Origin of the sequence: Photobacterium damselae subsp. damselae, assembly GCF_038086725.1 — a bacterium.
In the GTDB taxonomy this organism is placed as follows: domain Bacteria; phylum Pseudomonadota; class Gammaproteobacteria; order Enterobacterales; family Vibrionaceae; genus Photobacterium; species Photobacterium damselae.
This window is the reverse complement of the sequence record NZ_CP146970.1, coordinates 2,663,264-2,677,475: the sequence shown is the minus strand read 5'-3', so window position 1 is coordinate 2,677,475 and position 14,212 is coordinate 2,663,264. Positions and strand designations below refer to the sequence as shown.

The 14,212-nt window shown below is 41.3% G+C and carries 14 protein-coding genes and 1 pseudogene; 6 read left to right on the top strand and 9 right to left on the bottom strand.

The window, feature by feature from the left end:
• Positions 1 to 29: 29 nt before the first annotated feature.
• The 3 genes from WAX86_RS12075 to argA form a co-directional block, all read right to left on the bottom strand.
• Positions 30 to 581 carry a disulfide bond formation protein B gene (locus tag WAX86_RS12075; RefSeq protein WP_341489384.1) on the bottom strand — a complete coding sequence of 184 codons (552 nt, stop codon included), beginning with the start codon at positions 579 to 581 and terminating at the stop codon, positions 30 to 32.
• A gap of 10 nt (positions 582 to 591) precedes the next feature.
• The gene (locus WAX86_RS12070; RefSeq protein WP_169303451.1) at positions 592 to 747 is read right to left on the bottom strand and encodes a DUF5993 family protein; all 156 of its coding nucleotides are present in this window, start codon (positions 745 to 747) and stop codon (positions 592 to 594) included.
• Between the two features lie 105 nt (positions 748 to 852).
• Positions 853 to 2,178, bottom strand: coding sequence for an amino-acid N-acetyltransferase (gene argA / locus WAX86_RS12065; protein WP_044174585.1), 1,326 nt, complete (start codon positions 2,176 to 2,178; stop codon positions 853 to 855).
• 414 nt (positions 2,179 to 2,592) lie between these two features.
• Here argA and mltA point away from each other — a divergent pair, with 414 nt between their 5' ends.
• The gene (mltA, locus tag WAX86_RS12060; protein WP_081282997.1) at positions 2,593 to 3,735 is read left to right on the top strand and encodes a murein transglycosylase A; all 1,143 of its coding nucleotides are present in this window, start codon (positions 2,593 to 2,595) and stop codon (positions 3,733 to 3,735) included.
• Positions 3,736 to 3,839: 104 nt separating this feature from the next.
• Positions 3,840 to 4,643 (top strand): tRNA cyclic N6-threonylcarbamoyladenosine(37) synthase TcdA, encoded by an 804-nt coding sequence (tcdA, locus tag WAX86_RS12055; RefSeq protein WP_005297881.1) that lies wholly within the window; start codon positions 3,840 to 3,842, stop codon positions 4,641 to 4,643.
• 88 nt (positions 4,644 to 4,731) lie between these two features.
• Here tcdA and WAX86_RS12050 read toward each other — a convergent pair whose 3' ends face one another.
• The 3 genes from WAX86_RS12050 to csdA all read right to left on the bottom strand — a co-directional run bounded on the left by WAX86_RS12050 (position 4,732) and on the right by csdA (position 6,672).
• Positions 4,732 to 4,908: a hypothetical protein gene (locus WAX86_RS12050; RefSeq protein WP_153274593.1), complete on the bottom strand. Its 177-nt coding sequence runs from the start codon at positions 4,906 to 4,908 to the stop codon at positions 4,732 to 4,734.
• 100 nt (positions 4,909 to 5,008) lie between these two features.
• A complete protein-coding gene (gene csdE, locus WAX86_RS12045; protein WP_069530921.1) occupies positions 5,009 to 5,434 on the bottom strand; it encodes a cysteine desulfurase sulfur acceptor subunit CsdE in 426 nt (141 codons plus the stop codon).
• A gap of 17 nt (positions 5,435 to 5,451) precedes the next feature.
• Entirely contained in the window at positions 5,452 to 6,672 is a 1,221-nt protein-coding gene (gene csdA / locus WAX86_RS12040) for a cysteine desulfurase CsdA (protein ID WP_341488857.1), read from the bottom strand.
• Between the two features lie 371 nt (positions 6,673 to 7,043).
• Between csdA and WAX86_RS12035 the strand changes: the two genes are divergently transcribed.
• The 4 genes and pseudogenes from WAX86_RS12035 (at position 7,044) to rlmM (ending at position 10,150) form a co-directional block, all read left to right on the top strand.
• A complete protein-coding gene (locus WAX86_RS12035) occupies positions 7,044 to 7,955 on the top strand; it encodes a transcriptional regulator GcvA (protein WP_005297886.1) in 912 nt (303 codons plus the stop codon).
• Positions 7,945 to 8,643, top strand: a complete 699-nt coding sequence (locus WAX86_RS12030; protein ID WP_341488856.1) for an alpha/beta family hydrolase — start codon at positions 7,945 to 7,947, stop codon at positions 8,641 to 8,643. Before WAX86_RS12035 ends, WAX86_RS12030 begins: the two co-directional genes overlap by 11 nt.
• A gap of 4 nt (positions 8,644 to 8,647) precedes the next feature.
• Positions 8,648 to 9,052 (top strand): annotated as a pseudogene (locus WAX86_RS12025) (DUF423 domain-containing protein).
• Positions 9,053 to 9,061: 9 nt separating this feature from the next.
• Entirely contained in the window at positions 9,062 to 10,150 is a 1,089-nt protein-coding gene (gene rlmM, locus WAX86_RS12020; RefSeq protein WP_341488855.1) for a 23S rRNA (cytidine(2498)-2'-O)-methyltransferase RlmM, read from the top strand.
• 56 nt (positions 10,151 to 10,206) lie between these two features.
• Here the strand turns inward: rlmM and xni are convergent, their stop codons facing one another.
• The 3 genes from xni to WAX86_RS12005 all read right to left on the bottom strand — a co-directional run bounded on the left by xni (position 10,207) and on the right by WAX86_RS12005 (position 14,173).
• Positions 10,207 to 10,983 carry a flap endonuclease Xni gene (gene xni / locus WAX86_RS12015; protein ID WP_044174599.1) on the bottom strand — a complete coding sequence of 259 codons (777 nt, stop codon included), beginning with the start codon at positions 10,981 to 10,983 and terminating at the stop codon, positions 10,207 to 10,209.
• A 71-nt stretch (positions 10,984 to 11,054) separates the two neighbouring features.
• A complete protein-coding gene (gene ppnN / locus WAX86_RS12010) occupies positions 11,055 to 12,431 on the bottom strand; it encodes a nucleotide 5'-monophosphate nucleosidase PpnN (protein WP_065171718.1) in 1,377 nt (458 codons plus the stop codon).
• Positions 12,432 to 12,622: 191 nt separating this feature from the next.
• A complete protein-coding gene (locus tag WAX86_RS12005) occupies positions 12,623 to 14,173 on the bottom strand; it encodes a diguanylate cyclase (protein ID WP_138240685.1) in 1,551 nt (516 codons plus the stop codon).
• Positions 14,174 to 14,212: the final 39 nt, after the last annotated feature.

Below are 14,212 nucleotides of genomic sequence, written 5' to 3'. Positions count from 1 at the left end.
GTCAGCGATGAAGTTGACGTTTTTATTATCTATGAGTTGAGTAGATTTAGGAGCCAGTAGCTAACCGGGTTATCTGGGCACTGATATGGACCACACTCAATAAAGGTTGAAATAACATTAATCAATACCGTTGCCATTGCTAATAAGCAGGCTGTGCGGCCTAAAGCTGATATCTGATAGTTATCTTGTTGCCACTCTTTCTTCCAAAGTAGGAGTAGGACAGCAACACCAAACACAGTAAGTGCAAAAATAATAAATGCCCATGTGTAGTAATGGTAACCTAAAATGGCTGAACCAAAGGGGGGCGTACCTGGGATAACATGTAAGGATACTTGGCGTAGGGCTGTCGCGGCACCAAAGAGGGCTCCAATTAGAATAATCCCATAATGGCGCTGTTGAGTACCATAAATAACGTTAAGCATGAAGCCAAACATGACTAAACCAAATCCAATACGTTGTAATAAACACAGCGGGCAAGGAAGTTCATTCCATGCAACTTGTAAAATTACACCGCCAAAGAGTATCGCAGTAATACCCAGCAGACCCAAAATATTAAGGAGAGTGATATGTTTATGATTCATCATGCTCTCCTTAAAGTAAGATACTGAGTGAATCTGTTGCATGGTGATGGAACCAGAACAGACCTAAAACTACAGCAAGGGTAAACAAAATATAGCTCAGTGATTTTTTGTGGCGATAAGCGCTGAGCATTGCGCAAAATACAACCAATAGAATTAAGCTCATCATAGCAGTTTTGTAACCTTAATTATTATTTAATGTTAAAGCTGATGATTATGAGTGTATGCGTATTAATAATATATTGCTAATTTTGTTACATTTTGTTCAGTTTATTTACAGCTTTATCATGAGGACCTGAGATCGACGCTGAAAGTTATACAGAGCCTTTTTAGCTACAGGTAATGCATCGATATTCGATTCAACAAAACCTTGCTCTAAGAACCAGTGCAGGCTACGGGTTGTTAATACAAATAAATGTTTTAGTTGCTGTCTGCGGGCTTGTTGGCATAACCGTTGAAGTAGTACAACGCCACGATCTGCATCACGATAGTCAGGGTGAATAGCAACACATGCCATTTCTGCCATTTGCTCATCAGGAAAAGGGTATAGAGCAGCACAGCCAATAACCAAACCATCTTTTTCTATAATGGTAAATTGGTTGATCTCTTGCTCCAGTTGTTCACGAGAGCGTCGGACCAAAATTCCTTCTTGCTCTAATGGGCGAATTAAATCCAAGATACCACCAATATCATCGATACTTGCACTCCGAAGCTTCTCTGCACTGGCCATTACTATTTGGGTTCCAATTCCGTCCAAAGAAAACAGCTCTTGAATTAATGCACCATCTTCTTTGTAACTGATGAGGTGACTACGGGGAACGCCGGCTCGGCATGCAGTAATGGCTCCACGAAGAAAGCGGGCGGTTCCTGTATTATCTGCTTGTTGTTGGGTTAATTGTTCCAGGCAATATTCAGCTTCATTAGGTAGCAGTTCGGAATGAACCTCTCCTTGGCTGTTGAGTACCCCCTGTTCAGAGCAAAAGCCGATTAACTTGTCGGCTCGCAGACGAATAGCAAGCTGAGTGGCAATTTCTTCTGACATAAGATTAAAGCATTCTCCAGTTACCGAACTGGCAATGGGACCGAGAAGAACAATAGATCCTTGGGTTAACTGGCGTTCAATACCCGTAATATCGATTCGGCGAATACGACCACTATGACAGTAATCAACGCCATCATCGATTCCAAGAGGCTGAGCAATAATAAAATTCCCACTAATAACGTTAATTTGTGAACCCGCCATAGGGGTATTATTCAGCCCCATAGAAAAACGAGCCGTAATATCGAGTTGTAATTGTCCAGCGGCTTGTTTTGCGATTTCAAGGGCTCGATTATCGGTAACTCGAATCCCTTTATGATACGGCGTTGCATAATCATGTTGCGCAAGGAGATCGGATATTTGAGGTCGAGCACCATACACAATCACCAATTTGATTCCGAGTCGATTGAGAAGTGCTAAGTCATTAACGATATGATTAAAATTGCGGTCATAAATGGCTTCACCACCTAACATTATCACCATGGTTTTGCCAATATGAGCATTGAGATAAGGGGCTGATTGGCGAAATCCTTTGACCAGAGCCATACTTCTTAATTTCATGATTGATGTCCATATCAATATTTATTCATTTAAGTTAAATGATTTTTCTGATTTGTACAGAGGGTAAACAAGAAATTTTATTGGATCTTAATCATGGGGATTGTGTTAGGTTTCAGTCAAACTCTGCTGATAAATAGTATGGTGATGAAACTTTTATATTCTATGATTGTCTCTGCTGTACACTGTTTTTGTTTATCATTTTGAGCATATTTTATCATTCGTAAAATGAATATTTTTGCTTGGTATTATCGGAATTTCTCTAGGTTACGGTAAGCTACTGTCGTTTTTTCTTGTTTTGATGAGCGTTGATATTCAGAAACAATTTAAAAAGTAATTATACTCCATTGGGTCAGTAAGTTTTTGCTACCATTGGAAGATCGGTTTTCGCTGTTTTTATTTAAGGCTTATTTTACTGTGTTACGTAAAGCTACTATTGCAATGATTATGCTTGGTTTGGTGGGGTGTTCATCTGCACCAGAAAAGCAACAACAAGTCTCAACTTCCCGTCCAAATGAATTTGGTCATCAATATACGGGTAATTACTTTAGTCGAGTATTAAACCGTGTCAGCCATGTGACGTCGAATAAGCCTTCTGATTACAGTAATTTTGCCGATCAAGCAGATGAAGTAACAGTAAATTCATCCTCAATGGATCGCAAATATGGTCCTCTTTATCGTCAGCTTGAAAAGTGGATCAAGACCGATGGTAAGGTACAAGACTTAACTAAATACGGCATTCAAGCTGCTCAATTAGGTGGCAGTGATGATCGTGGTAACGTAATGTTTACTGGTTACTACTCTCCTGTATTAGAGATCCGTCACTACCCAGATGCTGAATATAAATACCCAGTATACGCAATGCCTAAATGTAAAGGTCGTTGCCCATCTCGTGCCCAAATTTATGCTGGTGCGCTAAAAGGTCAGGGACTTGAACTTGGTTATAGTAAGTCGATGATTGACGTCTTTATGATGGAAGTTCAGGGTAGCGGTTTTGTTCATTATGGTGATAACGATGAAATGCAGTACTTTGGCTATGCAGGTAAGAACGGCCATCGCTATGTCAGTATTGGTAAGGTACTGATCGACCGTGGTGAAGTGCCTCGTGATAAAATGTCATTAAAAGCAATCCACGATTGGGCCGAAAAACAGAGTCCAGCTAAGCTTCGTGAGCTATTGGAACAAAACCCATCGTATGTCTTCTTTGAGCGTCGCCCAAGTTTAGATGTTAAGGGCAGTGCTGGTATTCCTCTACTGGCAGATTCAGCAGTGGCCGGTGATCGTAAATATTTCCCAATGGGTAGTGTCATTTTAGCTGAAGTTCCAAAATTGAATGAAGCTGGTCACTGGACGGGTAAGCATCAGCTACAGCTATTTATTGTGTTAGATACAGGTGGTGCAGTAAAACGTAATCACTTTGATATTTACCATGGTCGAGGCGAAAAAGCGGGTATTGCCGCGGGTCACTACAAGCATTTTGGTCGCGTATGGAAGCTGGGTTTAAAAGGTACAGCGACTCAAGATCCTTGGCTGATGGCTAATGGTCGACTTTCTGACTAAATTAATTTCAGATTCGTATTATTGCGAGTGACTGGACAACAACGATAAGAGTGCGTATAAAAACGCACTCTTTCTTTTTGAATCGACTTAAACAGGCGTAAAGCATGCGTGAATTAGACACTCCAGCATCTGACAGTTATAACCAACGTTTCGGTGGCACTCGTCGACTTTATGGTAACAGCGAAGTTGAGATCTTACGTGCATCTCATGTCTGCGTTATCGGTGTTGGTGGTGTAGGCTCATGGGCTGCTGAAGCGTTAGCTCGTTCTGGTATTGGAGAAATTACCTTAATTGATATGGATGATGTGTGTGTAACGAACATTAACCGTCAAATCCATGCGATGACAGGTACCGTCGGACAGAGCAAAATTGAAGTGATGGCACAGCGTATTGCTTTGATTAACCCTGAGTGTAAAGTTAATCTTATTGATGACTTTATTACGCCAGAAAACCTAGCTGAATACATTGGGCCTCAGTTTGATTATGTGTTAGATGCTATTGACAGCATGAAGCCAAAAGCAGCACTTCTGGCTTACTGTAAGCGCCATAAAATAAAAGTGATTACAACTGGTGGTGCTGGTGGTCAAACAGATCCAACTCAAATTCAAATTGCTGATCTGACAAAAACGATTCAAGATCCGTTGGCGAAAAAGCTACGTGATACATTACGTCGTTTTTATAATTTCAGCAAAACTCGTAAGTTTGGTATTGAGTGTGTGTTTTCAACTGAGCAACTAAAGTACCCTCAAGCGGATGGTTCAGTCTGTAATGCAAAAGCAACGGCAGAAGGCCCTAAGAGAATGGACTGTGCCAGCGGTTTTGGTGCGGCTACGGTTGTTACTGCAACATTTGGTTTTGTAGCAGTATCGCGCATTATTCAAAAATTAACTGAACAAAAACGAAATTAAGTATCCGTTATACAAACAATAAGATTGATTGGGCCCAGACGATTGTTCTGGGCTTTTTATTGGATGAAATTAATTAAGAAAAAATCAATTAAAAAGCGATAGAAAGGGCGATGAGAACCAGAAATCCAAATGGAATAGAGAGTAAGGTTTTGTTGATGATAGAGCCCAGAGAGTAATGAAAAACAGGTTTAAAGAGGAGAAAGATGGCTGCCATTACCAGTAAATAGGCTGCCAATAATTTCATTCCGATGTAAAACTCATGCATATTATTGTCCTTTGTTATCTCTGTTAGTGTAGTTTTTTGATAAACAAAGGACATTTCGTATTACAGGCAAAAATATCAGAATTATCGGATAAGTATTTTGCTATTTTGTTAAGTCTTTTATCTCTTCAACAATTGCCTTGAGTCCATTACCACGAGAAGGACTTAGATGATTGATTAAACCTAATTGATCAAAATAGGCATCAATATCAAATTGCTGAATTTGTACTGCGGTTTTACCATTAAATGCGGCTAATACAAGAGCAATTAAGCCTCGCACAATACGAGCATCAGAATCAGCAATAAAGTAAAAGTGTTGATCTCTTACCTCATGGTGTAACCATACTTGAGATTCGCAGCCACTGACCTTTACTTGTTCTTGCTTAAATTCATCACCAAGTACAGGCAGTTTTTTACCTAGCTGAATCACGGTGCGGTAGCGATCTTCCCAGCCTGTTGCATTTTGCATCATAGCAGCAATATCTTCTGCCGTAATTTCTAAGCCAAAAGGGTGTGTTGGAAAAGTCATTTATCGATTACTCATAATTAAAGAAGATCACAGGCTTTTTTCAGCGCTGCAATAAAGCGTTCAACATCATGTTCTGTATTATACATAGCTAAAGAAACACGTAATGTGCCACTTAGACCTAAAGCATCAAGCATTGGATGTGCACAGTGATGACCTGCACGAAGCGCGATACCTTGTTGATCCAGTAGTGTTGCAATATCTTGGTGATGGACACCATCGACAACAAATGAGAAAAGGCTCGCGTTAGGTTGTAAGCCAATAATACGTAGATCTTCGATCTCTTTAATACCATTGATGGCTTTTTGACGTAATTGCAGCACATACGCTTCAGCGGCTTCTCGATCTAAAGATTGTAACCAAGTAATCGCTGCTGCAAGGGCTAAGCTGCCTGCAACATTAGGAGTGCCCGCTTCAAATTTACCGGGTAATTGGGCGTAAGTTGTGCCATCAAATGAGACTTTTTCCACCATTTTGCCGCCACCGTGCCAAGGGGGCATCGCTTCCAGTAGAGCTTGTTTGCCATAAAGAACCCCAATTCCTGCTGGGGCATAAATTTTATGTCCAGAGAACACATAAAAATCAGAATCTAATGTTTGAACATCGACAGCTTCATGAGCAATACCCTGAGCCCCATCAATAACCGTAACAGCACCATATTGATGAGCTAATTGAATCATCTGCTCAATAGGATTGCGAGTCCCTGTGACATTACTCATATGAGCAACAGCAACGATTTTGGTTTTATGGCTCAGAAGTTGGTTATAAGCATCCATATCTAATGTGCAATCTGAATGCATTGGAATTTTTTTTACGACCGCGCCAGTTTGCTCTGCAATCATCTGCCATGGAACGATATTAGCGTGATGCTCTAATTCGCTGACTAAGATTTCATCACCCACTTGTAAATTCTGGCGACCATAGGTTTGCGCAATTAAATTTAGAGCTTCTGTTGCTCCACGAGTCCAGATGATCTCTTTACTACTTTGGGCATGAAGGAATTGTTGGACCTTTGTTCTTGCTTGTTCAAAGAGTGCCGTAGCATTTGCCGTTAAACTGTGGCTGCCCCGATGCACATTGGCATTATGACCACTGTAATAGCGTGTCAGGGTATCGATAACAACCTGAGGTTTTTGGGCCGTTGCAGCGCTATCTAGATAAACCATAGCGTGCGAATTACTGCTGTCATTAAGAGCAGGAAATTGAGCAACAATAGCGTCGACATTAAATTGAGAGGTCATGGCAGATACTGTTAAAAAGGAACGGTGTTATTGGGTATATCTGCTATGTTACCAAAGAACGCGAATATTTTCTGGCTCAGAGATAAAAAAATAGCACTGCGTTGGGGCGCAGTGCTAACAATAGAAACTTTGACAGACAGGTCAAAAATACAGGAAGTAAATCGGTAGAATCATCTACCAGTCCGACAGGGTTCGGACAATATGCAAACACAACATCGCAGCGTAGGCTTATGGGATTCCAAATTGAAATCATCGAGACACATTAGCCTGCGTTGCGAGTCGAATCATAGGTTTTCTGTGGCACTTGAACAATGGACAATTTATAATGTTCACCATAAAAAAAACTAATGTATAAATAAGTTTGAATAAGTATGTCTAGACGTTTACCACCATTGAATTCATTAAAAGTTTTTGAGGCGGCTGCTCGCCACTTAAGCTTTACTCGCGCGGCAGAAGAGCTTTTTGTGACCCAAGCCGCAGTTAGCCATCAAATCAAAGCATTAGAGGAATTTCTAGGTCTTAAATTATTCCGACGTCGCAACCGTTCTCTTTTGCTAACAGAAGAAGGGCAGAGTTATTTTCTCGACATTAAGGACATTTTTTCATCCATTGCTGATGCGACAGACAAAGTATTAGAGCGTGGAGCTAAAGGGGCATTAACCATTAGTTTACCACCAAGCTTTGCCATTCAATGGCTAGTGCCGCGCTTAATTGATTTTAATGAGCAACATCCTGACATTGATGTGCGTATTAAAGCGGTAGATTTGGATGAAGGCTCTCTTACCGATGATGTCGATGTTGCTATTTATTATGGCCGTGGTAACTGGTCAGGTCTGCGCGCGGATAAATTATACCAAGAGTTTATGATGCCTCTTTGTTCACCAATGGTGCTAACAGGACCTAAGCCACTACGAACATTAGACGACCTTAAAAATCATACGCTATTGCACGATACTTCTCGTAAAGAGTGGAAAAACTATGTTCGTCAGTACGATATTAAAGGCGTTAATGTTAACCAGGGACCTATTTTTAGCCATTCAACTATGGTGTTACAGGCTGCAGCACATGGGCAGGGTATCGCATTAGGAAACAATGTGTTAGCTCAGCCAGAATTAGAAGCAGGACGACTTGTTTGCCCATTTGATGAGGTCTTGATGAGTAAAAATGCTTTCTATTTAGTATGCCAAGAAAAACAAGCCGATAGTGGACGTATTCAAGCATTTCGAGATTGGGTATTAGCAAAAGCTCGCAGTGAGCAAGAGGATATGCCTGATGTCGAGTGAGTATCTAATCTGTGGTCCTGAAAGCTCTGATGCTGTTGCAACCTTCTTATTTGCTCATGGTGCCGGAGCTGGTATGGACCATGAGTTTATGACTGAGATGGCTGTAGAACTTGCTAAATACCGTATTCAGGTTATTCGCTTTAATTTTCCTTACATGGTGAAGCGGGCTGAAGATGGTAAAAAGCGCCCACCAGATCGTCAGCCTAAACTTTTACATGATTTTAAACAGCACATTGACGCTGTTGATAATGGCAAGTTAGTGATTGGCGGTAAATCCATGGGAGGGCGAATGGCAAGCTTGATGGTAACCGATACAGCAACACAAGCTGCAAATATTGCTAACTGCTGTGACATTGTTAAAGGTGTTGCTTGTCTTGGATTTCCGTTTCATCCACCCGGCAAGCCTGATAACTTTCGCGGTGACCATTTTGCCAATATGCAAACACCTACTCTGATTTTACAAGGTGAGCGTGATACGTTTGGGACGCGCACTGAAGTGGATACGATAGTTTTCTCTTCACATGTGAGCATTCAATATTTGCCCGATGGTGATCACAGCTTTAAGCCAAGAAAAGCGTCTGGATATACGTTGCAACAAAATATGGCTCAAGCTGCTAATGGATTAGCTCAGTTTATATATCAATGTGTTGGTGCGTGTTGGAATCCCCTGCAAAATGAGGAGCAATAATAAGATGTCAGATTTTACGGTATCATCATCTTCATCTTATGCTCGGGCGATTTTACTCTTTGCCACAATCAGTGGTGCGGTGACTGTGGCTTTAGGTGCTTTTGCAGCCCACGGATTGAGCCATCATTTGTCGCCATATTTACTCGATGTTTTTTAGACTGGCGTGCAATATCAGGCTTGGCATACGCTCGCTTTACTTGGATGTGGATTATGGGCACGATTTTTTCCTGTAAAACAGGTATTATACGCGGCCCTGTTATTTGCACTTGGTATTGTACTCTTTAGTGGCAGTCTTTATGCCCTTGCTTTAACAGGTGTTAAGTGGTTTGGCCCCATCACTCCGATGGGGGGAATATGTTTTATTATTGGCTGGGTAGTCCTTGCTGTGGCTGCTTGGCGTTCTGCTTGAGGGTTCAACGTGAATCAAGTTCTATTGTACTGTCGTCCAGGCTTTGAAAAAGAATGTGCCGGTGAAGTTCAAGACAAAGCGAATAAACTGGAGTTGTATGGTTTCCCTCGGGTAAAAAACAATACCGGCTATGTAGTTTTTGAATTTTATCAGCAAGGTGATGGCGATAAGTTTATCCAACTTCAACCGTTTTCTGAGTTGATCTTTGCTCGTCAAATGATTGCAGTTTCACCATTGTTGGCTGATCTTCCTGCCGATGATCGTATCAGTCCTATTTTGTCTGCAATCAGCGATGATTTTCCTCGTTGTGGCGATATCCGCATCGAGACACCAGATACTAATGATGCAAAAGAGCTATCAAAGTTCTGTCGTAAGTTTACTGTGCCATTGCGTGCGGCTCTGCGAAAAGCGGATGTTCTATACACGAAAGATAATCCGAAGAAGCCTGTACTGCATGTTTGCTTTATTGCGCCTGGCTGTTGTTATGTTGGTTACTCATACTCAAACAATAACTCGCCATTCTTTATGGGGATCCCTCGTCTTAAGTTCCCAGCAGATGCGCCAAGCCGTTCAACACTAAAACTGGAAGAGGCATTTCATGTCTTTATTCCTCGTGAAGAGTGGGATGAGCGTCTAGCTCCTGGTATGTGGGGTGTTGACTTAGGTGCATGTCCAGGTGGTTGGACTTATCAGTTAGTGAAGCGATCAATGTTCGTTCACTCAATTGATAATGGCCAGATGGCTCAAAGCCTAATGGATACCGGACAAGTTCGTCACCATGAAGTAGATGGCTTTAAGTTTGAGCCACCACGTAAAAACGTGACTTGGATTGTTTGTGACATGGTAGAAAAACCAGCTCGTGTTGCGCATTTGATGGGTGAGTGGATCTGTAAAGGTTGGGCGCGTGAAGCGATCTTTAACCTAAAATTGCCAATGAAAGGCCGTTATGATGAAGTGCTGCAAGACATTGAAAATCTAAAGCTATTTTTAATTAAAAACGGTGTGAAGTTTTCACTACAGGCTAAGCACTTATATCATGACCGTGAAGAGATTACAGTTCATCTTCGTTGTTTAGATAACCGTCTGCACATCAACTAAGATAAATATTGTAAAAATGCCACTTATCAGACGATAGTGGCATTTTTTATAAGGGGTTATTCTGTGGGTGAAGTGTAACGGATATCTTGTAAATTAAAGCCTAATTCTAGATCTGTTTTTAAGCTGGCAACCTGTTTACAAGCTCGAGCCAAATCTTCATTACCTAGGATTTTTTTCTGCCATTTTTCAGCCAAATCATCGGCAGATAGAACCGACTCTAAATCACCATATTGAGAAAGTAGTTCAACCGCAGCTTTCGGGCCAATTCCTGGAATCCCTGGTATTTTGCTTGAACTTATTCCTGCTAAGCCCCAGTAATCGGGTAATTGCTCTGGTTTTACACCATACTCTTGTTCAATAAAAGGACTATCTAGCCAACGCTCTTGAAAGTAGTCACGAATGCGTAAGGTTGGCTGCAGCAGTTGGCAGTATCCTTTGTCGGTTGAGATAATCGTCACTTGTTCATTATGAGAGGCGACTTTAATCGCTAAAGTCGCGACTAAATCATCTGCTTCATCACCGCTGGATAATAGAGAGTCTATTCCCATCGCCATAAACGCATCTTGGATCTTATCCATACCTTGAGCAAGCTCTTCAGGCATAGGTTTTCGACCTTCTTTGTATTTTGGCAATAACTCAGCTCGCCAGCCACGATCTTCACCGTTGTGATCAAAGACAGCAACAATGTGAGTTGGCTGTGACATCGCAATGATCTTCGTTAGTGCCTGACAACACACTTGAGCGGTATTTTCCACGTTTGGTTCGCCATGTTGGGCGGCGTGGACTCGGCGAATTAGATTTAGTGCGTCAATCACAACAAGATGAATAGCCATAAATAATCACTTTGGTTCAAAAAAATAAGGAGCGCAATGGCTCCTTATTGTACTGATAATCGTGTGAAGTGCTAGTGAGCTGTAGGTTCACTTTCTGTGATGATCTCATAGCATGGTTCGTATTTAGAACCGGGCAGTTTCATTCGTTGCTGATCGACAAAGCTTTGCAGAAGTTTATCCATTCGTTTCATGAGTGAAGCTTCGCCATTGATTTGAAACTTACCGTATTTTTCTATTGCTTGAATGCCTTCTTCTTTAACATTACCCGCCACAATACCAGAGAAAGCACGACGTAAATTAGCGGCTAATTGCTCTGGCTTTTGGTTGGTATGAAGATCCAAGCTGGCCATTGCTTCATGGGTTGGTTCAAATGGGTGCTGAAAATCCGATGGAATATTCAAAGACCAATTAAAGCAATAAGCATCTTCTTTTTCTTGGCGATGCGCTTTAATTTTTGGCATGGCTTTTTTCATTACTTTGGCAACGGCTGCAGGATCATCAATGATAATCTGATAATGTTTTGTTGCCGCTTCACCTAGAGTATCGCGAATGAATGAATCTAAGGTTCTAAAATACTCTTCACTCTCTTTTGGTCCGGTTAATACGACTGGCATTGGTTGGTCAGCATTACTTGGATCCATTAAAATTCCGAGAATATATAAAAACTCTTCTGCAGTTCCTGCCCCTCCCGGGAAAATAACAATCCCATCTCCTAGGCGAATAAAGGCTTCAAGCCGCTTTTCAATATCTGGCATGATAACCAATTCATTTACAATGGGATTTGGTGGCTCCGCTGCAATAATGGATGGTTCGGTTAACCCAATAAATCGACTGCTTGGATAGCGTTGCTTCGCATGGCCAATAGCGGCTCCTTTCATCGGACCTTCCATCGCGCCTGGCCCACAACCCGTACAGACATTCAGCTCGCGAAGCCCTAATTCGTTACCTACTTCGCGAGTATATTGGTATTCGGTTGGGTTAATGGAATGCCCGCCCCAGCACACCACAATATTGGGATCTTCCCCTGCATGCAGCGCTTTGGCATTGCGTAAAATACTAAAGACAAAGTTTGTGATATGAGTGCTACTGGTAAGATTGAGCTCTTTATGAAGCTCTAGATGCATATTGACGTAAACAATATCTCGTAATACCGAAAACATATGTTCTTGGATACCACGGATCAGTTTTTTATCGACAAAAGCGTGCTCGGGTGGGTTAACTAACTCCAGTTTAATGCCACGTTCACGGCGTTGAACATTAATATCAAATGTCTTGTATTGCTCAAGTAGTTCCTTTGAGCTGTCGGTATGACTTCCTGAATTTAATACCGCAAGTGAGCAGTTACGGTATAAGCGATAGAGATCGCTAGAAGCAGTCGCTTTAAGACGATCAACTTCCAATTGAGAGAGCAAAGCCATAGTTCCAACAGGACTAATGTGTGTAATCATACAACCTCTCTTAATCCCAATCTGATGTGTTTTTGTTGGTGCTAACTCTTCATTATTGTTGATGTTTTAGCCCAATAGGTTGATTGGGATGGTTATTTCACCATACACAGAGTTGAGTTGTTTTACCAGTGTCAAATAAAGCGACATCGCCAGATTAAGTGAGAAAGATGACGTTACTGGCAGTTTTTTACTTAGAGCCAAGTAAGCGCAGTAGAGGCATCACTGTTGTGTTGTATAACTGTCAGTTTGAGTTGTTGTAATAACTCATCAGGAGAGTATTGTGCTGAAATAATACTAGCACATGCCGTAGTTGTAATTGTGACCCCTTGTTGGCGAAAACGAAATGGTAGATTTTGAGTGTTATTCTGAATCTGCTCCAAAATCTTATGCGCTTGATCTTTTGTGGTATCGGGTAAAATAATTACAAACTCATCGCCATGTGAACGAGCAATAAAATCGGTTGATTGCAAATGGCTACGTAATGATTTTGCGATAATTTTTAGAGCCTTATCACCTGCACCATAACCATATAGTTCATTGATTTTTCTAAACCGATTAAGATCAATGATGGCCACAACTGTCGTATTTTTATAGCGAATCCAACGTTGAAACTCTTGCTCCAGTCGGTGGCGCAGTGCTGCTTGGTTATGCAGTTGAGTGAGCGGGTCAAGATAAAGGCGTTGCTCTTCATCTTCAAGCTGTTGGTGATAGGTTTCGGTTTGATCGAGTACCAGTTGTAGCTTATTACCGCTGTAATTGAGTTGCTCAATGATCGTTTGTTCTCGCTTTTCGAGCGCTTGATTACGTTCCGTTAAGATTTTTAACTCTTGAGCTAATTGTTCAAATACAGGCCTTAAGGTCTCTAAATTTTGCTGTTGTAAGTTATTTGTTAGTGTTGTCGTGATATCGCTTAGCTCAACATTAACCGTTTGACGTTGTTGATGAAGATAATGAAATTGTTCATGGCTATGCTGAGTATTTTTTTGTGCCGCAGCCAGATCTCCGTGCAGTTGATTTATAAAGTGCTGTGATTGTTTGCGTTGTTGTTTGTTATGTTTGAGCTCCATCTGTAAGACAGTAAGAGCCATTTCAATTAGCTTATCAGGTTCAACATCTTGCAATAATTGATGCTGGATCGTTTGCAATTGTTGAAATGTTTCTCCTGATACATCGACTTCGGTTGTCAGCTGCATTAGTTCTGCAGATAGCTGTTGCAACTGTTGGCAATAGCTTACAGACAGTTCACTATTTTGCTTTGTGGTCGCTTTTAGCGTCAATGCTCGTTGATAAAGCGCAAGGAGCTGAGAAACATGTAAACGCAAACCATGTCTATCCTGAGTCGATTGCTGCATTAACTCAAGGACATCACGTTTAAGAGGTGCTGGTAGTCCGCCAAATCGGGTGAGTGCTTCACCACTGTGTTGAAACTGTTGTTGTAGTTGGTGTGATGATTTTTTATTTTTTTCGGCTTGGAGTATAACTAAGCGTTCGATGATAGCGAGGCGAGGGATAAGTTGAGTTATCTCTTTGGGCTGTTCAAGTTCGGCTTTTAGCTCTAATAGTTTGCTATCTAATTCGCTATCAAGGCCAATACAAACTGCAATAAGACGTGAAATCAGGCGTTTTAGGATCGTCAACTCACGACGAGATTTAAAGGTTTGATCTCGATAGTTTAGCTGAGCCTGATCTAAGCGTTGTTTCAGTTCACTGATTTCTGAAGCAACATTGAGCAAGTTAGTCACGTCGTTATTATACCTGATCTTTAAAATAAGCCTTTAAAA

Bases quoted from the DNA above. Each gene is read 5' to 3' on its own strand.
- csdE (WP_069530921.1), bottom strand. From the start codon at position 5,434: ATGACTTTTCCAACACACCCTTTTGGCTTAGAAATTACGGCAGAAGAT.
- csdA (WP_341488857.1), bottom strand. From the start codon at position 6,672: ATGACCTCTCAATTTAATGTCGACGCTATTGTTGCTCAATTTCCTGCT.
- WAX86_RS12075 (WP_341489384.1), bottom strand. From the start codon at position 581: ATGAATCATAAACATATCACTCTCCTTAATATTTTGGGTCTGCTGGGT.
- argA (WP_044174585.1), bottom strand. From the start codon at position 2,178: ATGAAATTAAGAAGTATGGCTCTGGTCAAAGGATTTCGCCAATCAGCC.
- ppnN (WP_065171718.1), bottom strand. From the start codon at position 12,431: ATGATTACACACATTAGTCCTGTTGGAACTATGGCTTTGCTCTCTCAA.
- tcdA (WP_005297881.1), top strand. From the start codon at position 3,840: ATGCGTGAATTAGACACTCCAGCATCTGACAGTTATAACCAACGTTTC.
- WAX86_RS12035 (WP_005297886.1), top strand. From the start codon at position 7,044: ATGTCTAGACGTTTACCACCATTGAATTCATTAAAAGTTTTTGAGGCG.
- WAX86_RS12070 (WP_169303451.1), bottom strand. From the start codon at position 747: ATGATGAGCTTAATTCTATTGGTTGTATTTTGCGCAATGCTCAGCGCT.
- WAX86_RS12030 (WP_341488856.1), top strand. From the start codon at position 7,945: ATGTCGAGTGAGTATCTAATCTGTGGTCCTGAAAGCTCTGATGCTGTT.
- xni (WP_044174599.1), bottom strand. From the start codon at position 10,983: ATGGCTATTCATCTTGTTGTGATTGACGCACTAAATCTAATTCGCCGA.
- WAX86_RS12050 (WP_153274593.1), bottom strand. From the start codon at position 4,908: ATGCATGAGTTTTACATCGGAATGAAATTATTGGCAGCCTATTTACTG.